This window comes from Nocardioides sp. WJ219, assembly GCF_058559815.1.
The window spans coordinates 236,470-255,827 of the sequence record NZ_JBZUJV010000004.1 but is presented as its reverse complement, the minus strand read 5'-3'; the positions used below and the strand labels follow the sequence as shown (position 1 = coordinate 255,827).

At 75.6% G+C, this 19,358-nt stretch carries 13 protein-coding genes; 2 read left to right on the top strand and 11 right to left on the bottom strand.

The window, feature by feature from the left end; translation table 11 throughout:
* The 4 genes from AC4MBH_RS11995 to mca all read right to left on the bottom strand — a co-directional run bounded on the left by AC4MBH_RS11995 (position 1) and on the right by mca (position 4,387).
* Positions 1-1,530: an aldehyde dehydrogenase family protein gene (locus AC4MBH_RS11995; RefSeq protein WP_491795100.1), complete on the bottom strand. Its 1,530-nt coding sequence runs from the start codon at positions 1,528-1,530 to the stop codon at positions 1-3.
* The gene (locus AC4MBH_RS11990) at positions 1,527-3,125 is read right to left on the bottom strand and encodes a GMC family oxidoreductase (RefSeq protein WP_491795099.1); all 1,599 of its coding nucleotides are present in this window, start codon (positions 3,123-3,125) and stop codon (positions 1,527-1,529) included. Before AC4MBH_RS11990 ends, AC4MBH_RS11995 begins: the two co-directional genes overlap by 4 nt.
* Positions 3,126-3,188: 63 nt before the next feature.
* Complete coding sequence (locus tag AC4MBH_RS11985) at positions 3,189-3,476, bottom strand: hypothetical protein (protein ID WP_491795098.1); 288 nt, start codon at positions 3,474-3,476, stop codon at positions 3,189-3,191.
* Complete coding sequence (gene mca, locus AC4MBH_RS11980; RefSeq protein WP_491795097.1) at positions 3,473-4,387, bottom strand: mycothiol conjugate amidase Mca; 915 nt, start codon at positions 4,385-4,387, stop codon at positions 3,473-3,475. The genes AC4MBH_RS11985 and mca overlap by 4 nt, the downstream gene beginning before the upstream one ends.
* 23 nt (positions 4,388-4,410) lie before the next feature.
* Between mca and AC4MBH_RS11975 the strand changes: the two genes are divergently transcribed.
* Together AC4MBH_RS11975 and greA are read left to right on the top strand one after the other, a co-directional pair.
* Positions 4,411-4,812, top strand: coding sequence for a DUF4307 domain-containing protein (locus AC4MBH_RS11975; RefSeq protein ID WP_491795096.1), 402 nt, complete (start codon positions 4,411-4,413; stop codon positions 4,810-4,812).
* A gap of 107 nt (positions 4,813-4,919) precedes the next feature.
* On the top strand, positions 4,920-5,423 hold the full coding sequence (gene greA, locus AC4MBH_RS11970) for a transcription elongation factor GreA (RefSeq protein WP_491795095.1): 504 nt from the start codon (positions 4,920-4,922) through the stop codon (positions 5,421-5,423).
* Between the two features lie 114 nt (positions 5,424-5,537).
* On the opposite strand, the gene AC4MBH_RS11965 is transcribed toward greA, so the two are convergent.
* Genes AC4MBH_RS11965 through AC4MBH_RS11935 form a run of 7 tightly spaced genes read right to left on the bottom strand, consistent with a single transcriptional unit; the run spans position 5,538 to position 19,323 of the window.
* On the bottom strand, positions 5,538-7,550 hold the full coding sequence (locus AC4MBH_RS11965) for a YehQ C-terminal OB-fold domain-containing protein (RefSeq protein WP_491795094.1): 2,013 nt from the start codon (positions 7,548-7,550) through the stop codon (positions 5,538-5,540).
* Entirely contained in the window at positions 7,547-8,686 is a 1,140-nt protein-coding gene (locus tag AC4MBH_RS11960) for a VWA domain-containing protein (RefSeq protein WP_491795093.1), read from the bottom strand. Before AC4MBH_RS11960 ends, AC4MBH_RS11965 begins: the two co-directional genes overlap by 4 nt.
* The gene (locus tag AC4MBH_RS11955; RefSeq protein ID WP_491795092.1) at positions 8,683-11,178 is read right to left on the bottom strand and encodes a DUF5682 family protein; all 2,496 of its coding nucleotides are present in this window, start codon (positions 11,176-11,178) and stop codon (positions 8,683-8,685) included. The genes AC4MBH_RS11960 and AC4MBH_RS11955 overlap by 4 nt, the downstream gene beginning before the upstream one ends.
* Entirely contained in the window at positions 11,178-12,296 is a 1,119-nt protein-coding gene (locus AC4MBH_RS11950) for an ATP-binding protein (RefSeq protein ID WP_491795091.1), read from the bottom strand. Before AC4MBH_RS11950 ends, AC4MBH_RS11955 begins: the two co-directional genes overlap by 1 nt.
* Positions 12,297-12,305: 9 nt before the next feature.
* Positions 12,306-13,430 (bottom strand): DUF4132 domain-containing protein, encoded by a 1,125-nt coding sequence (locus tag AC4MBH_RS11945; RefSeq protein WP_491795090.1) that lies wholly within the window; start codon positions 13,428-13,430, stop codon positions 12,306-12,308.
* Positions 13,379-15,673 carry a hypothetical protein gene (locus AC4MBH_RS11940; protein WP_491795089.1) on the bottom strand — a complete coding sequence of 765 codons (2,295 nt, stop codon included), beginning with the start codon at positions 15,671-15,673 and terminating at the stop codon, positions 13,379-13,381. The genes AC4MBH_RS11945 and AC4MBH_RS11940 overlap by 52 nt, the downstream gene beginning before the upstream one ends.
* The gene (locus AC4MBH_RS11935) at positions 15,673-19,323 is read right to left on the bottom strand and encodes a DUF4132 domain-containing protein (protein ID WP_491795088.1); all 3,651 of its coding nucleotides are present in this window, start codon (positions 19,321-19,323) and stop codon (positions 15,673-15,675) included. The genes AC4MBH_RS11940 and AC4MBH_RS11935 overlap by 1 nt, the downstream gene beginning before the upstream one ends.
* Positions 19,324-19,358 lie beyond the last annotated feature (35 nt).

Genomic DNA, 19,358 nt, shown 5'->3' with positions numbered 1-19,358 from the left:
TCAGCCCCGCTTGCCGCGCACCGGCTTGCCCAGCCTGGGCAGCGTCGTGCCACGCCCGTGCAGCATGGTCAGCAGCTGGGTGAGCTGCTGCTCGTGCTTCTCGGTGCGCCGGAACGACGTCAGCGGCAGCGCCGGCTTGAAGCGCTGGCGCGCGATCGCCTTGGCGTAGGTGAACTCCTTGAGCCCGTCGGCGCCGTGGATGCGCCCGAACCCGGAGTCGCCGACCCCGCCGAACGGGAGCGACGGCACCCCGGCAAAGCTGATCACGCCGTTGACCGCGGTCATGCCGGAGCGGATGCGGTCGGCGATCTCCATGCCGCGGGCCTTGGAGAACACCGTCGAGCCCAGCCCGTACGACGTCGCGTTGGTGCGGCGCACGGCCTCCTCGACGGTGCCGACCCGGGCGACGGTCACGGTCGGGCCGAAGGTCTCCTCCGAGACGGCCAGGGAGTCCTCGGGCACGTCGACGAGGATCGTCGGCTGCACGAAGCGGTCGCCCACCGCGCCGGCGCCGCCGACGAGCGCCCGGCCGCCGCGGGCCAGGGCGTCGTCGATGTGGGAGCGGATGACGTCGAGCTGCTTGGGCATCGTGATCGGCCCGAGGTCGGTGTCGGGGCCGTCGTCGGCGCGCAGGCCCTCGGCCTGGGCGACCAGCACCCGCAGGAACTCGTCGTAGACCTTCTCGTGCACGTAGACGCGCTCCACGCCGGTGCAGGTCTGCCCGGCGTTGGCGCAGGCGCCCCACAGCACGGCATCGGCGGCGGCCTCGACGTCGGCGTCGTGGTCGACGATGACGGCGTCCTTGCCGCCGGCCTCGATCAGCACCGGGGTCAAGGTCTCGGCACAGGCCGCCATCACCCGCTTGCCGGTGGCGGTGGAGCCGGTGAACGCGACCTTGTCGACGCCGGCGCGGCACAGCGCCGCACCGGTCTCGCCGAGCCCGGTCACCACGGTGAGGACGGGGCGGCCCACGGCCTCGACGAAGGTGCGGGCTAGCCACTCCCCCACCCCGGGCGTGTACTCCGAGGGCTTGAAGACCACCGCGTTGCCGGCGGCGAGCGCGTAGGCGATCGAGCCCATCGGCGTGAAGACCGGGTAGTTCCACGGCCCGATCACCCCGACCACGCCGAGCGGCTTGTACTCCACCGTCGCCGCCTGGTTGGCCATCAGCAGGCCCGAGGGCACGCGGCGCCGCTTGAGCGTCTTCTCGGCGTGCTTGCTCGCCCAGTCGAGGTGGTCGATGGCCAGCGCCGCCTCGAGCAGGGCGTCGCCGTGCGGCTTGCCGGTCTCCTGGTGCATCACCTCGGCCAGCTGCGCGAGGCGCCGGGTCAGCACGCCCTTCCACTTCAGCAGGTGCTCGGCGCGCTCGTCGTAGGACAGCGCCGACCACCACGCGGCCTCCTCCTCGGCACGGACGACGGCGGCGGCGACGTCGGCGGCCGAGTGCACCGGGTGGGTGGCGACGACGTCGCCGTTGATCGGGTTGAGCGAGTCGAAGGTCGCGGTGGTCTCGTGGTCCTGGAGGGTCATCGGGAACTCCTGATCAGGTCGGCCGCCTTCTCGGCGACCATGACGGTCGGGGCGTTGGTGTTGCCGCGGGGCACGGCCGGCATCACCGAGGCGTCGACGACCCGCAGGCCATCGACGCCGCGGACGCGCAGCTCGGGGTCGACCACGGCGTCCTCCTGGTCGGCGCCGCCCATCGCGCAGGTCGACGTCGGGTGGAACGTCGTCTGCGTGTAGCGGCGGACGTGCTCGACCAGGTCCTCCTCGGACGGCGTGGTGCTCAGCTCGAACGGCCGGTCGATCAGCGCTGCGATCGGGCCCTGCTGGGTGATCTCGACGATGCGCCGGCAACCGGCGACCATCGTGTCGAGGTCGGTCTGGTCGTCGTAGTAGGCCGCCTCGATCTCGGGGTGCCAGGTCGGGTCGGCCGAGCGCAGCCGCACGTGACCGCGGCTGGAGGTGCCGACCAGGGTGGAGAGCACCGTGACCATCCGGCTCGACGGCTCGACCATGCCGTCGCCGTACAGCCCGGTGGGCAGGACGTGGGCCTGCATGTCCGGCCCGGCCAGGCCCTCGCGGGTCGACCAGAAGGCGCCGGTCTCGGCGACGTTGGAGGTCAGCGGCCCCTGCCGGCGCGTCTTCCAGCGGGCGAAGTTGCGCAGCGTGTTGAGGTCGGCCAGGTCGGTGGTGTCCTTGGTGTGCCAGACCATCGGCGTGTAGGGGTGGTCCTGCATCCCCTGCCCGACGCCGGACAGCTCGACCTTGGCGGTGATGCCGTGCTCGGCGAGGTGCGACGTGGGGCCGACGCCCGAGAGCATCAGCAGCTGCGGGCTGTTGATCGCCCCGCCGCTGAGCAGCACCTCGCGGCGCGCGTGCACCGTGTGCTCGCGCCCGCCCTGCCGGAAGGTCAGCCCGGTCGCCCGGACCGTGTCGCCGGCGCCGGACAGCTCGATGCGCGCGGCCAGGGCGCCGGTGGCGACGGTGAGGTGGGGACGTCCCATCGCGGGCTTGAGGTAGCCGTCGTACGTCGACCAGCGGCGGCCGCCGTTGCAGGTCACCTGGAAGGGGCCGGCGCCCTCCTGCTCGGCGCCGTTGAAGTCGTCGGTGCGCTCGATCCCCGCCGCGACCGCGCTCTCGACCCACGCGGTCGAGAGCTCGTGGGTCCAGCGGCGGTCCTCGACGACGAGCGGCCCGTCGGTGCCGTGGTAGCGGCCACCGAGGCGGGTGTTGCCCTCGGCCTTGACGAAGAACGGCAGCACGTCGTCGTAGCCCCACCCGGTGGCGCCGTGCTCGTCGCGCCAGGCGTCGTAGTCGGCGGCGTTGCCGCGGATGTAGATCATCGCGTTGAGGGCCGAGCACCCGCCCAACGCCTTCATCCGCGGCCAGGCGGTACGCCGCCCGTGCAGCTGCTTCTGCTCGGTGGTGGAGTAGCTCCAGTCCCACTTGGTCTTGACCAGGCCCACGAACGCGGCCGGGATGGCCACCTCGTCGACCTCGGGTGCGCCGCCGGCCTCGACCAGCAGCACGGTGGTGCCGGGGTCCTCGGTCAGCCGCGCGGCCAGCACCGCGCCGGCACTGCCCGCCCCGACGACGACGTAGTCGTAGGTGTCCTCGTTCATCTGGTGAACGTACTGCACCCGAGGGTCAGGATGACAGTGGTGCTGTCACGGTTTATCGGACCGCTAGCGGCGCTCCTCGCGCTCCTGGCGCTCGAGCCGGTCCTGCTCGGCACGCTGCTGACGGACGGCGGCCAGGCCGCGGGCGGGCGCACCACCCGGGCGCTTGGGGTCACTGGGGTCGTAGAGCCCGGCGGCGGCGGCGCGGTCGACGTTCTTGAGCCGCTTGGTCAGGCTCCAGCCCAGGAGCGCGACAGCGAGGACCCCCAGCCCGAAGAGGCCGAACGCCGTCCACCCGGCGACGACGTCCTCGTCCTCGGGAGCGGCGGCCACCAGGAGCTCGACGTAGGTCATGCCTCCAGTGTCCCACCCGGGTGCGCGGCCAGCTCGATCCCCGCGAACAGGTCGTCCTCCGGCACGGTCGGGCCGACGTGGCTGGTGACCAGCTCGAAGTCCTCGGTCGGCCACACCGAGGTCTGGATCTCCCGCGGGATGGCGAACCAGAACCCGTCGGGGTCGATCTGGGTGGCGTGCGCCAGCAGCGCCTGGTCGCGCACGCCGAAGTAGTCACCGCAGGGCACGCGGGTGGTGACCCGCTCGTCCCAGCCCGGCTCGAACTTCCACTCCTTGAGGCGCTCCTCGTACGGCGACTCCAGCCCGTGGTCGAGCATCGCCTGGTGCAGCGAGGTGATCTTCGTGTAGCTCCAGCCGTGGTGGTAGTAGAGCTTGAGCGGCTGCCACGGCTCGCCGGCGTCGGGGAAGCGCTCCGGGTCGCCGGCCGCCTCGAACGCCGCGACACCCACCTCGTGGCAGCGGATGTGGTCGGGGTGCGGGTAGCCGCCGCGCTCGTCGTACGTCGTCAGCACGTGCGGGCGGAACTCGCGGATGAAGCGGACCAGCCGCTCGGTCGCCTCCTCCAGCGGCACCAGCGCGAAGCAGCCCTCGGGCAGCGGCGGCTTGGGGTCGCCCTCGGGCCAGCCGGAGTCGACGAACCCGAGCCAGTCCTGGCGCACACCGAGGATGTCGCGCGCCCGCTCCATCTCCTGGCGACGGATCTCGGTGATGTTGGCCAGCACGTCGGGCCGGTCCATCTTGGGGTTGAGGATCGAGCCGCGCTCGCCGCCGGTGCAGGTGACGACGTGGACGTCGACACCCTCCGCGACGTACTTGGCGGTCGACGCCGCTCCCTTGCTCGACTCGTCGTCGGGGTGGGCGTGGACGTGCATCAGCCGGAAGCCCGCGCGAGGCCTGGGGTCCTGCGACATGGTGTCGATCCTAGGATGGGGCCGTGAGCACCACCGACCTGGCCGCCCGCTACGGGACACGTCCGTCCTGGCACCGGTGGGCCGTCGTGGGTCTGGTCGGCGCCCTGGTGGCCGGCGCGGTCGCCTTCGCCGTGGCGTTCCTCCCCGACCTCGCCGACCCGCCGGTGTCCTCGGGCGAGCTCACCTTCGAGGTCGTCGACGACCGCACCGCCGTCGCCCGGTTCGTCGTCGACGCCGACGACGACGTCGAGGCGACCTGCACGGTGCGCGCCTACGCCGAGGACCACACGCTCGTCGGCGCCGTGTCGTTCGCACCCGACCTGGCGGCGTCCAGCCGGGTGGAGCAGTCCATCGCCACCGAGCGCCGCGCGACCTCGGTCGAGCTGGTCGGCTGCACCGCCCCGGGGCAGAACCGCCCCCGCTGACGGGGCCCCGCCGGCGCCGTCTTGCTACGCTCGACCATTCCGCCGCCCCCGTCCGTGGGCCGCCACACGCTGTCGTACGCACCCCAGCACCACCCGAGGAGTTCCGCATGTCCCAGTCGACCGAGCAGGGCACGACCTGGCTGACCGCCGAGGCCCACGAGAAGCTCCGGGCTCAGCTCGACAACCTCAAGGGTCCGGTGCGCGAGGAGATCGTCGCCCGGATCAGCGAGGCCCGCGACGAGGGCGACCTCAAGGAGAACGGCGGCTACCACGCCGCCCGCGAGGAGCAGGGCAAGAACGAGGGCACGATCCGCCAGCTCGAGGAGGTCCTCCTCAAGGCCGTCTCCGACCGGCCGGCCGACGACGGCGTCGTCACCGTCGGCAAGGTCGTCACCTACAAGTTCGAGGGCGACGACGACGACGAGGCCGAGACCTTCCTCCTCGGCGCCCGCGAGAACGAGGACTACGTCGACGTCGACGTCTACTCCCCCCAGGCCCCCCTCGGCGAGGCCCTCCTCGGCGCCACCAAGGGCGACACCGTCGCCTTCGAGGCCCCCACCGGCAAGACGCTCCAGGTCGTCGTCCTCGACGCCAAGCCCTACTCCGCCTGACGCCGACCCGTCGTACATGTGCGACGGGTCACCCCGATCTCGCCGCTGACCCGTCGCATTGATGCGACGGGTCAGCGTGATTTCGGCGGTGACCCGTCGCAACGATGCGACGGGTCAGCGGAAGGTGCGCTCGACCTGCTGCGCGAGGTAATGCGAGCGCAGGAGGAGGGCGGCGGGGTCGAGGGTCGGGTCGGGGTCGGTGAAGACCGGCCAGCCGAGGTCGCGCAGGGCGCGGTGGGCGGCGCCGACACGGTCCCGCACCGCGGCGGGTGGGGTGCCGGCGCAGCCGCGCTCGGCCTGCTGCTCCAGCAGTGAGCGGAGCGCCGCCAGCGCCGGGGGTACGCCGCCGGGCCGCGCGGCGGCGTCCTCACCGTCGTCGGGTGCCCGGTCGGGCACGGCGGCGTCGAGGAGCCGGCCGACCAGCGACGAGGTGGCCTCGCCGTCGAAGTGCAGGGCGTCGACCGGGTTGAGCTCGCGCCCGGGCCGGACGACGCTGAGCGGCTCGCCGACCCAGGTGCCGCGGGTACGACGGAGCCGGGCGACGACCAGCGCGCCCTCGGGCAGCGACGCGAGCCGCTCGACCCGGGCGATCGCGTGGGCGTGCAGCCGCGACCACGGCAGCTCGAGGGCGAGCACACCGCCGTCGGCGTCGAGCAGCGGCCAGGTCAGGGTCTGCCGCGCCGGGTCGAAGACGGCCGCCGCCACGGCCGCGGGCCGGAGCACCCGCCACGCCGTGGACCGGTCGCCGGCCGCGAGCAGGCTCCGGACGCCGGAGCCGCCGTCGAGGTCGGCCCACGACGACACCGCCGGCAGCACGTCGAGCAGGTCGTCGCTGTCGGTCGGCGTGACCAGGGCCGAGGTGCTCTCGACGCCGGAGATGCGGCCGTCGGCGCTCACCTGGGCGCCGGTGAGCAGCAGCCGCCGGCCCGAGGTGGTGCCCGGCGTGGCCAGGCCCTTCCACGGCGCCGGCTGGGTCCACCGCGCCCGTGGGTCGAAGCCGGGCACGTCCTCGGGGCGGGTGTCGCCCCAGGTGAAGACCCGGCCGCGCTCGGGGCTCCAGAAGACGCAGGTCAGGCCGTGGTAGCCCGACGCCGTGCGCCACGGCAGGCCGCCGAGGCCGACCAGGTCGAGCGAGCGGACGGCGTCGTAGGACGTGCGGGCCCGGCCGACCAGGTGGGCCGGGGCCTCCCCCCGGGTCGCGGCGTGCTGGAGCGCGCACACCAGGCCGTAGGCGACGGCGGCCTCGTCGAGCAGCAGGTGGTCGTCGGCGAGCGCGTCGCGGCCCAGGGCGAGGTCGACCTGGTCGGCGAGCCGCCGCAGCAGCAGGTTGAGGCGGTAGAGCTCGGCGCCCTGCGCCCAGGTGGCGGCGGTGGTGAGGCGCTCGAGGACGGCGGGCGAGAGGTGCGAGACCCCGATCCGGACCAGGTCCTCGAGCAGGGCGCGCACCGAGGTGAGCAGCCGCGCCCGCGAGTCGTCGCGCGAGACTCCCCGCTCGGTGGGCGCGGCCGCGCGGGCGGGGACGGCGGGCGGGTCGAGCACCAGGCCGTGCGCGCGCTGCCACGCCAGCACCGCCGCGGCCTTCCACCGCGCCGGCTGCGACACCTTCTGGTCGAGCACCAGCCCGTCGAGCCCGCCCCCGGCGTAGCGGGCGACCACCTCCGGACGCCCGAACGCCACCGCGAGGTAGCCGCCGCGGGTGACCCGCGGCGGCTCGTCGCCGGCGAAGAGGTCGGCCACCTGCTGGTGGGCCCACCGCACCCCCGGCTTGCCGGCGAGACCGACGAGGGCGTCGACGTCGAGCGCCATCAGCTCCTCGTGGAGCGCGTCGCCGCCGTCGGCCGCGGCCGCCTGGGCGGCCAGCCACAGCCCGGCGGTGAGCACGTGCTGGCAGGTCACCGGGCTCGGGCAGTCGCAGGTGGCCTCGGCCGGCCCGGAGACCGGCACCCGGACCTCGCGGTCGCCCACCGAGACCACGACGGCGTCGCCGTCGTCGCGCAGCACCGCCACGGGCAGTGCGTCGAGGTCCTTGCGCGCGCGGCGCAGCAGGCCCCGGTTGGCGAGCGCGACCCAGGCGTCGTCGTCGTAGCGGGCGAGCAGCGCGACCACCGACGCGAGCGCGGCGCTCACCTCGCGGTCACCCTGGCCAGCCACTCGGCCAGCTGCCCCGGCGTGAGCGCGGCGATCTCCATGCCGACGTCGGCCAGGGCGCCCGCGACCTGCTTGTCGTAGTAGGGGTGCGCGGAGCCGTCGAGGGCGGCGAGCCCGATCGTGGTCACGCGCGCCTCGACCAGGCTGCGTACGGCGGCCACCAGGTCCGAGGGCGGCCCGCCCTCGCAGAAGTCGGTCACCAGGACGACGACCGCGCGGTGCGGGTGCTCGATGACCTGCTCGGCGTAGCGGACGGCCTGGGCGATGTCGGTGCCGCCGCCGAGCTGGACCGACATCAGCAGCTCGACCGGATCGCCGGCCAGGTCGGTGAGGTCGACGACGCTGGTGTCGAAGACCACCAGCCGCAGCCGGAACGACGGCAGCCCCGCCAGGATGCCGGCCATCACCGCGGAGTGGATCACCGAGCCGACCATGCTGCCGGACTGGTCGACGACCAGCACGATCTCCCACGGGATGCGGCGGGTGTTGCGCTCGAAGAACTTCGGCGCCGAGACCACGATCTGCTGCCGCTCGGCGTCCCAGTTGGCGAGGTTGGCGCGCACGGTGCCGCGGGGGTCGAACGCCGCGTCGACCGGCACCGGCGAGTGACGGTGCTGGTTGAGCCGACCGGCGAAGGAGCGGCGGACCTCGGTCTCGAGGCGGCGGCGCAGGTCGTCGACGACCCGGCGCACGATGCGGCGTACCTCGCCCAGCACGCGCGGGTCGAGCTGGCCCTTGAGCGAGAGCAGGGTGGCGAGCAGCTCCTGGCTCGGCTCCAGCCGGGCCAGCACCTCCGGGTCGCGGACCAGGTCGGTGAGCCCGTAGCGGTCGAGCGCGTGCTTCTCGACCACCTCGACGGTCTCGACCGGGAACAGCTCGCGCACCTCGCCGAGCCAGTCGACGACCGAGGGGGCCGAGGCGCCGAGGCCGCCCGGCACCAGCTCGGGGCCGGTGTCGGCGTCGGCGGCGCCGTCGCGCGCTCCGCGGCCGGCGTACTCGCGGCCGTAGAGGTAGTCGAGCGCCTGCTCGCGGCGCTCCTGCTCGTCCGAGGTCGGCGGCGGGAGCTGCTGGTCGGAGTAGCGGCCCAGGACGAGCCGCCAGCGGTCGGTGGTCACACCCGCTCCCCCAGCCAGTCGCCCAGTCCCTCGGCGCGCAGCAGCTCGGCGACGGCCGCGGAGGCCTGCAGGTGGGTGGCGACCGCGGCCTCGTCGACCCCCCGCTGGAGCAGCGGACCGAGCCCCTGGGCGCCGCCGGCGAGCCCGCGGTGCTGCGCGACCAGGGCGGCGACCCGGTCGGTCTCGCGCGGGGTGAGGGAGCTGAACGCCAGCCGCAGCTCGGGCAGGTGGGCGAGGAAGGTCGACTCCTCCCACTCCGCGAGCCGGTCGTCGAGGGCGGGGACGACGCCGGCCTCCTGCCACACCGCCTCGCGCGCGGTGGCCAGCAGCCCGGCCAGGAACCCGACGGCCTGGTCGGCCGGCATGCTGCCCGCGAGGTGGCCGGCGACGTCGCGCGCCAGGTCGGCGTCGGCGAGCCGGCCCGCTGACGACGCGAGCCCGGCGGCCGCGCCCCGCACGAACGCCGCGTCGTGCTCGCGGCGCAGCCGCTCGACCACCGACCAGAACGGCTCGGGGTCGAGGTCGGCACCGGCCGGTGAGGCCAGCAGCTCGCGCAGCCGCGACAGCGCGGTCGCCGCGTCGGGCGGCGGGCACTCCTCGCCCTGCAGGTCGCGGGCGAGGTAGAGCGAGCGGGCGTAGCCGGCCGCCACCAGGTCGGGCAGCGCGGTGAGCCGGCCGGCCTCGAGCGGCTCGCGGCCCTCGACCAGCAGCGCGAGGCCGCCGGTGGCGGCGACGGCGTCGGGGAACGCCGGCTCGGCGGCCAGCGCGTCGCGGACCACGCCGACGACGCGCCGGGCCTGGGGGTGCAGGCCCAGGACGGCGGCGTGCGCGAGCAGCGAGGCGGCCTCCACGCTGCTGGGCACCCGGCCGTCGTCGGTGGCCCCGCCGAGGCGCCGCGCGAACGCCGAGGCGACCGCCTCGGGCAGGGTGGAGCCGAGGTGGGAGGCCTCGACCAGCGCGCCCTCCGAAGCCGGGCTCCACAGGCACTCCCACTGCTCCCGCATCCGGGCCAGGCCGGTGCCGCGGACGAAGTCGGGCCCGGCGACGTGGGTGGCGAACGGCACGGCGAGCAGCCGCAGCCCGTGCAGCACCCGGCTGGTACGACGGTGCGCCGGGCTGCGGTAGAGATCGAGGTGGGTGGTGGACGGCTCGTGGCCGTCGACGGAGATCCGCAGCTCGCGCAGCCGCTGGAGGGTGTCGTGCACGAGCGGCGGCGTGCCGGCGCCCGGCGGCACCCGGCCGATCCGGTCGCCGGTGAGCACCTGGGCCGTGACCCGGCGCACCAGCGCGCCCTCGGCGTCGGCGTCGCCCTTGACCAGGCAGCTGGTGACCGCGTCGACCAGGTCGCTGCGCAGGGGCGCGGGACGGCGGCGCAGCTGCGCGAGCAGGAGCGCCTGCTGGTGCGCGGCGGCCAGGGACGGCGTCGGCACCGGGGTGCGGTGCCGGGTGCGGAGCGTGGCGGCGACGTCGAGCAGCACGTCGAGGACGGCCTCGGCGTGCGCGTCGGCGGCCGGCCGGCCGTCGCGGCGGCGTTCCCAGACGCGGCGGTGCCACGCCGGGGCGGTCATGCCGGAGGCGTAGCCGTTGACCCGCTCGAGCCGCGGGTCGTCGTAGCGGATCAGCGCCGCGCCCGTCTCGGCGTGCGGCACGGGCAGCACCGGTCGCGGCGGCGGCGCGGCCAGGAGGTCGGGCAGCGCCACCGCGTGGAAGCCGCCCACCACGACCAGCACCGGCCCGTCACCCGGGGCGCGGGCCGCGACGGCCTCGCGCACGTGGTGGGTCATCTCGGCCTCGCGGGCGGTGGTCGCGTCGCGGTCGAGCTCGGCGGTGGTGCGGTCGCCCCGGGCGAGCAGGCAGTAGGCGGTCATCCGGGCGACGTGTACCTCGAGGTCCGGGTCGTCGGCCTCGAACAGCAGCTCCCAGAGGTCCTCGGTGTCGGCGCAGCCGAGCCGCTGGGCGAGCAGCTGGAGGGTGTCGCTGAGCCGGAAGACGCTCTCGTCGAGCAGCGAGCGCTCGTGGTCGGCGTGGTCGGCGTGCTCGCCCGCGCCGTCGTGGTGGACCGCCGACGCGACCTCCTGCTCGGCCAGCTCGAGGTCGCAGAACCGCACCGGCACCCCGGCGGCGTGCCCGAGGCGGACGGCCACCAGCTCGGGCGAGTAGTCGCACATCGGGTAGTAGGCACCCTGTGCCGGCGGGACCTTCGCCCGCTGGGTGGGCGTGCCGGTGGGGCGCAGCCAGGTGTAGACCGCGAGCGGGTAGGCCGCCTCCTCGTGGCACAGCAGCGGCACCAGCGGGTCGAGGCTGCGGGGGCCCTCCACCAGCACGACCGAGGGCCGGAACCGCTCGAACGCCGCCGCCACGGCCCGGGCGCACGCCGGGCTGTGGTGGCGCACCGGCACCACGACGACGTCGTCGCCGACCAGCCGCTCGGCCAGGCGGCGTACGTCGTCGCCGGTCGGGAGCGCGTCGGCGCCCGGGAGGTCGGCGGTCATCAGCGGTCGAGCTCACCCCGCGTGGACAGCACGCCCTTCCAGCGCCGGTCGCGCCGGGCGCGCGGCTTGACCACGACGTCGAAGTAGTGCTGGAGCTTGGTGCCGTCGTCGGGGTTGTCCTTGAGCACGGTGCCGATCAGCTGGCGAGCGACGTGCTCGCCGCCGACGGCGCCGTCGCCGAAGTAGTGGGCGTCGAGGGCGGCGGCGTAGCCGACGGCGACCGCCTCGGCCGAGCTCATGATCGCGGTGGGCTTCTCGACCACCACGCCGTCGGCGGTGACGCCCTCGCGCAGGTCGTGGAACGCCGTGACGAGCAGGTCGACGACGTCGGCGTCGAGGCGGGTGTCGACGTCGGCGCGGTCGAGGAGGGCGCCGGTCTGCTCGGCGATCAGCCGCGCCTCGAGCGCCCGGTCACGGATGGGCCGCACGGTCTCGAAGTTGAACCGCCGCTTGAGCGCGCTCGACATCTCGTGGACGCCGCGGTCGCGCAGGTTGGCGGTGGCCAGCACGTTGAAGCCGCGGGCGGCGAACACCACCGCGTCGGACCCGACGAGCTCGGGGACGTGCAGCACCTTGTCGGAGAGCAGGCCGATCAGGACGTCCTGGATCTCGGGCTGCACCCGGGTGACCTCCTCGAAGCGACAGACCTTGCCCTCGGTCAGCGCGTGGTACATCGGCCCGCGCACCAGGGCGCGCGGCGAGGGGCCCTCGGCGAGCAGCAGCGCGTAGTTCCAGGAGTAGGTGATCTGGTCCTGGGTGGTGCCCGAGGAGCCCTGCACGGTGCAGGTGGAGTCGCCCGAGACCGCCGCCGCGAGCAGCTCGGACAGCATCGACTTGGCGGTGCCGGGCTCGCCCACGAGCAGCAGCCCGCGGTTGCTCATCAAGGTGACCACGCACCGGTCGACGAGGGCGTCGTCGCCGTAGAACTTGCGGGTCACGCCGAGCGCGGCGTCACCGAGCACGAAGGCGCGGACCGCCCGCGGGGTCAGCCGCCAGCCCTCGGGGCGCGGCCCGTCGTCGGCCGCCACCAGCGCCGCCAGCTCCGCGGCGTACGTCGTCTCGGCCGGCGCGCGCAGGGCGTCGCGCGCGTCGGGGGCGATCGGTTCGGTCAGGCTCATGCCGGAACCCTAGGCCGACGGTCCGACACCGGCAGCCGCGACGAGCAGGAGCTCGCCTCGCAGCACGGCCAGCAGCACCGGGGACAGGTCCGCCAGCCGGGCGGGGCGGCCGTCGCGGACCAGACGGGCCTGTCCGAGCTCGACCTCGCCACCGCCGACGTCGACCTGGAAGCCGTCGACCAGCTCGAGCGAGACCTCGACCCCGACCTCGGGGTAGCGCTTGACGTAGTCGTCGACGATGGCGCCGTCGCCGACCGGCCCGCGGCGGAAGCCCCGCGCGGTGGCCGCACCGTCGAGCGTGCGGACCGGTAGCCGCACCCCCGCGGCGTCGTCGAGGACGTCGCCGTCCCACCGCGCGGCGTCGAGCGGGGGCGGCGGGCTCAGCTGGTCGAGCAGGACCGGCACCTCGTGGTCGGCCAGGTGGTGCTGCCAGGCGACGACCTCGTCGGCGTCGAGGAGCACAGCGTGGGCGAGGGTGACGACGTCGTCGTCGGCGACCGGGACGGGGTCGTCGGCGGCGTCGGTTGCGGTGCGGTCGTCGAGCAGGCGGAAGGTACGACGTCCCGCACCGCCCTGTGCCGACCACACGAGCCGGCTCGCCAGCCGGGCCAGCACCGGGTGGCCCGCGACGTCACGCCACCAGTCGCCGCCGGACCACGACCGCTGGACGGCGAGCGCGTGGGCCAGCCGTCGCTCCTGCAGCGCCACCGTCGACCGCAGGCCCTTGCGCGTGGCGGCGAGCCGGGCCTTGGCGGCCGCGACCACCTCGGCGTCCTCACCGACCCGGCCGGCCGGGAGGCCGGCCACCGCCGCACCGTCGGGGCCGGTCAGGGCGATGCCGAGGTCGGGCATCAGCACGGCGATGAAGGCACGGTCGCGGTAGGACAGCGTCATCCGGCCGTCAGGGTCGAACCCGTGGCGAGGCGTCGTTCGGTCGCCGAGCTGGTCGAGGGTCCAGCCCCGGCGCCGGGCGACCTCCTCGAGGTGCCCGCGCGCGGCCCGCTCGATGCTCGGCGCCGGGAACCGCGAGGCGGTCGCGGCCAGGGCCTCGAGGGCCGTGGGGTGGTCGACGTGAGCCAGCATCAGGAGCAGGGCCTTGCTCTGGACGGCCTTCTGGCCATGGTGACGCCGCACGAAGGCGGCCGCTGCGGCCACCACCGTCGGACCCCCGCAGACGGCCACCACCGCGAGCAGGCCCTTGGCGGCGGCCTTGTCGGCGTCGAGGTAGGCGGCCAGCAACGCCTCCCCGAGGCGGCGACGGTCGTCGGGGTCGAGGTCGGTAACGACGGAGCGCAGCAGGGCGCCGGGCTCGGGCGACCCGCCGCGGACGGCCTGGACGAGCAGCCACCAGGTGGTCGGCTCGGGCAGGGTGTCGCCGGAGGCTCGACGGACGGGTGGGAGCGCCGAGCGGTCGAGCCAGCGCAGCGCCGCGGGTGGGGCGGCGCCCGACCCGGCGGCGGCGCGCTCGTCGATCGCGCGACGGTCGAGGCGCCGACCGGGCGCCCCAGGGCCTCGAGGGCGTCGAGCATCGCGCCGCGGGCGACGTCGTCGGCCTCGTCGCGCACGGCCCGATCGAGGTCGGGCAGGGCCTCGGGGTCGGGCCGCCGGGCGAGCCAGCCGGCGGCCACGGCGCGGGCTGCGGCGGTGCGCGCGACGAGCCCCGCACGGCAGCGGGCGGTGCGCTTGGGGTGCTGGTCGAGGACGCGCTGGGCGGCGGCACGGTCGCCGACGGCGGCCCCCAGGGCCCGGTCGTAGAGCCAGGCGACCGCGACCGGTGGGAGCGGGTCGAGTGCGCCGAGCAGCTCGAGCAGGCGCGCGGGCTCGTGGCCGTAGCCGCCTCGGTCGTGCTCATCGAGGAGAGCGGCGCAGTGACGTCGGGCCCAGGGCAGGACGTCGCCGTCGGGCCAGTCGGCGGCCAGCCGGGGGCCGACCCAGGCGTGGGTGACCTCGTGCCGCAGGATCGCGCCGGCGGCCTCGACACCCCCCTCGGCCAGTCCGGCGAGAAGCGCCTCCGCCTCGAGCAGCGTCGGCCGTCCGCTCCGCGTGTGCAGCAGCTCGAGCAGCTGCCCGACGCGGTGCTCCCGGTCGAGCTCGGCGTGCTCGACGCGAGACGCCTGGAGCAGGCCGAGCGCCGCGAGGAGCTGGAGGGCGGCGGTGGGGGGTGTGCGGCCGAGCACCGTGACGACGTCGTGGTCGAGGCTGGAGTGGCGCACCGCCGGCTCGAGGAGCAGCAGCGGCGCCGAGGGCGGCGCGGGGTCGGCCAGCAGCGACCTGAGGGCGGCGGGCAGGGCGGCGAGCCCGTCGCCGGAGGCGACCCGGACCTGGCGCCCGTCGGCGTACCGGGCGATGCGGACGACCAGGGCGTCGAGGTCGACCAGGGTGGCCTCGAGGGCAGCGTCGACCGGCACGGACCACGCGGGCTCGGGCAGAGTCACAGCGTCGTCGTCGTCGGCGGCGGTCGCAGCCGGAGCCCACTCCTCGGCGAGCGCGCGGATGCCGGCGGCGCGGTCGGCCGCTGCGGTGCTGCGCGCCCAGGCGCGGTCGTCGTCGTCGCCCTGCACCAGCAGGGCCAGCGCTTCGCGCCGCCGGGCGGCGGCGGGGTCGAGGGCGAGGACCCGGAGCTGCCTGCGGAGCGCGCTCCCCAGCGAGGTCGCCAGGGGTCGGGCGGTCTTGCGGACGACCACGCTGCTCCCGGTGGCGGCCTCGGCGAGGAAGTCGCTGAAGGCGGCGAGCTCGGTGGGGGTCAGCGACTCGAGCACCCGGAGGCCTGCGGCTTGCTGCCGCGCCGAGCCCGAGGTGAGCCTCCCGACCACGACGGCGACGTGACGCGTGAGCGCGGTGCCCCACCCGGGCAGGCGGCGCACGGGACGGGCAGCGTCGTGGTGGTCGTCCAGCCGCGGGTCGACCAGCGCGCCGACGAGGTCGGCCTCGGCGACGCCGCCCGCGGCCACCGCCGCCGCGACGACGTCCCACTCGAGGTGCTGGTGGTCGGGACCGGGCCGGGCGAGGTCGGCGACGAGGCACGGCACCCAGAAGGGCAGCGGCGGGAGGTTGCGGGTCCAGCCCCACCCCCTCCAGTACGTCGCCCGCAGCAGGCCCCACCGGTACCAGAAGAGCGGGTGGACGGCGCCGGGGTCGCGCACCGGGGCGGCCCACCGCACGCGGCCGGTGGCCCCGTTGCCCTCGGCGAAGTCGTGCGTGGAGAACCCACCCCCGAAGCCCGGCACCCGCCCCGGGGTGTCGACCGGGGTGCCGGTGAGCAGGAACGAGACGTAGGCGCCGCCGAGACCCGGGGACGCGGCGTCGTACCGCGACCGGACGGCGCCGAGGGCGGGCTGCCACTCGGCGGGGACCTCGATCGCGCCGGTCCCGGGCATCAGTACTCCACCTTGTCGCGCCAGTCGGGGTCGTGCCCGGTGCCGTCGGCGGCGAGGAGCCGCAGGTCGCCGACCATCTCGGAGAGCAGCACGGCCGGGACCTCGCCGAGGGCGACGGGGACCTCACCGCGGTCGCCGGGCAGCTCGCGACCAAAGCCGAGCCGGGTCAGCGCGACCGTGCGGTCCTCCTCGGGCAGGACGTTGCCGGTGAAGCCGACCTCGGCGACCAGCCCGAGCGTGGGGAACCGCTTGCGGTAGGAGGAGAACCAGCCGCCGTCCTCGGCGGGTCCACGCGTGTAGCCGAGCCTGAGGGCGCGGCCGCGCAGCGCGAATGCCGACAGGAGGTGGCCCTCGAGGTCGGCGACCTCGCGCTCGCCGCGGCGCTCGGGCGGCAGGTCGTAGGTGCCCTTGCCGAGCTGCTGGAACAGCGGGTCGACCTCGTAGTCGGCCAGGTGCTCGGTCCACCGGCGTACGTCGTCGGCCGGCAGCAGGCTGTCATGGGCGAGGCAGACCCGGTGGTGCGGGGCCAACGTCACCTCGGCGTCGTCGACGCCGGTGAGGCTGCCGTCGTCGAGGGGACGGAAGGTCAGCAGCGCCGTGCCTGGGCCCTCGGGGTCGACCGCGACCCACACGAGCCGGCGCACGGCGGGTCCGACGACCGGGTGCTCGGCCAGGTAGCGGCGCCAGTCGTCGGCCGGCCAGCTGCGCTCGGTGCACAACGCCTCGTAGAGCCGCTCGGCCTGCTGCTTGGCGATGGCCTTGACGTCGCGCCTGGCCGCGGCGAAGGCCTTCTTTGCCTCTGCTGCACGCTCGGCGTCGTCGCCCTGGCGCGGCGCGGGGAGCGCCTTGAGCTGCTTGCCGTCGGCGTCGAGGAGGACGACGGACAGGTCGGGCAGCAGCCGCCCGGTGAAGTGGCGTGGGCCGTAGGACAGCTCGAGCGCGCCGGAGGCGTCGAACCCCGCGGTGGGGATGGTGCGGTCAGCCAGCTCGGCGACGCTCCACCCGCGGCGCTCGGCGAGCGCCTCGGCCTGCCGGGTGGCCTCGACCTGGAACGACCTGGTGCGGAAGCGCGAGCCCACCGAGAGCACGAGCTGGGTGGCCGCCGGGTCGTCGACCCACGCCAGCATCGCGATCAGCGCCTTGCCCTGCGCCGGGCGCTGGCCGTACCACTCCTTGAGGTAGCGCTCTGCGGGCGCGACCACGTCGCGGCCCGCCGTGGCGGCGACGACGGCGAGCAGCCCCTTGCTCGCCGTGGCGGAGCCCGCGGGCTGCCGGGCGAACCCCGGCAGGAGCATCGCGGCGACCTCGGCGTGGGACTTGCCGTGGAAGGGCGACTGCGGGTCGGACGCCGACCACTGGACGAGGGAGGCTGCCTCGGCACGGGCGCGCTGCTCAGCCTCCGCGAGGGGCACGGGTCGGGTGTCCTCGGCGATCCAGGCGGCGAGCAGGTGCGCGCCGAGGCGGCGCCGGTCGTCGGGGTCGATCAGCTCGGCGTAGCGGCGCAGGACGGCGTTGGGCTCGGGTGACCGCGCCTTGACCGCGGACCCGACGAGCCACTGCACGAGGACGGCGGGCGCCGGCGCCCGCGAGCCGGCCCAGGTCACCTCGGGAACGGCGTCCCAGGCGAGCCACGCGAGGGGGGCCGGCAGACCTTTGGCGACGAACGTCTCGGCCCGGGCGACGGACGCCTCGAGGTCGAGGTAGTCGGCCACCCTCTCGCCCAGCGCCTCGAGGGCGTCGAGCAGGTGACCGCGGACGACGTCGAGCTTCTCCTTCTCCCAGGCGGCCCGCAGGGCGGGCAGCGCCGACCGGTCGGCGATCCGCGCCAGCCACCGGGCCGCGGCCCCGCGCACCTCGCCGCGACCGTCGCCGAGGGCGACCGCGGCCCGGTCGACGCGGGCCGGGTCACGCGCAAGGGCGTCCTGCGCCAGGCCGCGCCGGCTGCTGTGGGTGCCGAGCGCGATCGTGTAGAGCTCGTCGACCACCCGCGCCGGCGGCGTGGGGAAGGTGGCCACGGCCTCGAAGAAGGCGGCGCCGTCGTGGCTCCAGTCCAGCGGGCGGGGCCGGCTCTCGCGCAGCACCGCGTCGAGGTTGCGCGCGACGAACGGCCAGACGTCGTCGGTGGGCCAGTCGCGGCCGAGCGGTGCCCAGGTGTTGGCGTAGGCGGTCCACACCAGTGTGAAGCCGTCGACCCCGACGCCGTCGAGCAGCTGCTGCAGGGTGGACAGGTCGGGGGTGCCGCTGGCTCGGTGCAGGGTCTCGATGACCTCGACCCACCGATAGTGGCGGAGGAGGCCGCACGCGCGCAGCAGCTGGACGGTGCCGGCGGGTCCGAGCCGCGCGGCCATCCCTCTGATGGGTCCGACGAGGACGTTCTCGTGGCGTGTGTCGATGCTCTCGGCCGCCGCGGTGACGGGTGCGGGGCCGCGCAGGAGGTCGCTCAGCTGCTCCGCCAGCCGCCGGTCGGGGAGCGGTCGCCGACGGTCTGCGCTGTGGTGGGGAACGCCGTGCGCGGCGGCGTGGGCGGACCACTGCGCCGCCTGCTGATTGAACATGGTCGTGGCCTCGACGATGTCGGCGACCACCGCCGCGGCGGCCGCGTCGGCGTCGGCGCGCGTCACGGCCCAGTCGACCTCGAGCAGCGGCGGCAGGTCGAGCGCATCGGCGGTCGGCGGCGCCGTCGCGGCGGCCCACCAGGTGTCGACCAGGGCGCGCACGCTGCCGGCCCGGTCGGCGGCTGCGGTGTCCTCGACCCAGCGGAGCGCGGCGTCGTCGGCGGCGTCGGCGGCGCGGTCGCGCAGCAGCTGCAGCGCCCGGCCGCGCTGCTCCGGCTTGGCGGTGGTGGCGACCGTGCGCAGGGTCGCTCGCACCAGCCCGGGGTCGGCCGCCGCGAGCCGGTCGAGCAGGACGCCGGCTCGGCGGCGTACGTCGTGGGCGTTGGCGGTGGCGCCGAGGACGACGACCTCGGCGAAAGTGGCGAGCCCGGTCGGGTCGAGCGCGTCGAGCAGCCCGAGGACCTGCTCGCGCCGGTCGGCGGGTCCGCCGGTCGCCGGGTCGGTGACCCGGTCGCGGTGCTCGAGCAGCAGGTCGCCGAAGCCGGGCAGCCGGGTCAAGGCGGGACGGCCACCGTCGTCCTGCCAGGAGTAGGTCGGGATGACCTCGAGAGCGGCGACGAGGAGGTCGCGCGGCCCGGCGCCGTCGAGCTCGAGCACGCGGGCGAGGTCGGCGAGCGAGAACGGCAGCGGCTCCGGGGCCGGCACGACCGCCTTGGCGTGGCGCAGCACCAGCTCGGGCCACTCCAGGCCCCCGACGGGGGGCATGCCGGCGCCCCAGCGGGTCTGGTGGGCGCCGGTCTGGGCGGCCTCAAGCACCCGCGCCCACCGGTGCATCACGGCGGGGTCGGCGTCGGCGAACCCCTGGAGCAGCCGCCGCCCGGCTGCGTCGCCGCCGGGCTGCTCGCCGGGGTGCCCGCCGAGTTGCTGGGCCCAGAAGTCCCCGTTGACCCGGGCCAGGGCCGCGGGTGCGGCACCGCGGAGCACGTAGGCCGCCAGCGTGCCGCGGGCGTCGTCGAGGCCCGCGAGGACGGCGACGACGGCCTCGGCGAGGTCGCGCGGGACGCTGCCATCCCGAGTCCGGTGGAAGAACGCCATGGCACCGCCCGTCGTGGTCCGCGACGGCCCGACCG

Coding starts and splice junctions, on each gene's coding strand:
- AC4MBH_RS11955 (WP_491795092.1), bottom strand. CDS start 11,178: ATGACCGCCGACCTCCCGGGCGCCGACGCGCTCCCGACCGGCGACGAC.
- AC4MBH_RS11950 (WP_491795091.1), bottom strand. CDS start 12,296: ATGAGCCTGACCGAACCGATCGCCCCCGACGCGCGCGACGCCCTGCGC.
- AC4MBH_RS11990 (WP_491795099.1), bottom strand. CDS start 3,125: ATGAACGAGGACACCTACGACTACGTCGTCGTCGGGGCGGGCAGTGCC.
- AC4MBH_RS11985 (WP_491795098.1), bottom strand. CDS start 3,476: ATGACCTACGTCGAGCTCCTGGTGGCCGCCGCTCCCGAGGACGAGGAC.
- greA (WP_491795095.1), top strand. CDS start 4,920: ATGTCCCAGTCGACCGAGCAGGGCACGACCTGGCTGACCGCCGAGGCC.
- AC4MBH_RS11995 (WP_491795100.1), bottom strand. CDS start 1,530: ATGACCCTCCAGGACCACGAGACCACCGCGACCTTCGACTCGCTCAAC.
- AC4MBH_RS11935 (WP_491795088.1), bottom strand. CDS start 19,323: ATGGCGTTCTTCCACCGGACTCGGGATGGCAGCGTCCCGCGCGACCTC.
- AC4MBH_RS11940 (WP_491795089.1), bottom strand. CDS start 15,673: ATGCCCGGGACCGGCGCGATCGAGGTCCCCGCCGAGTGGCAGCCCGCC.
- mca (WP_491795097.1), bottom strand. CDS start 4,387: ATGTCGCAGGACCCCAGGCCTCGCGCGGGCTTCCGGCTGATGCACGTC.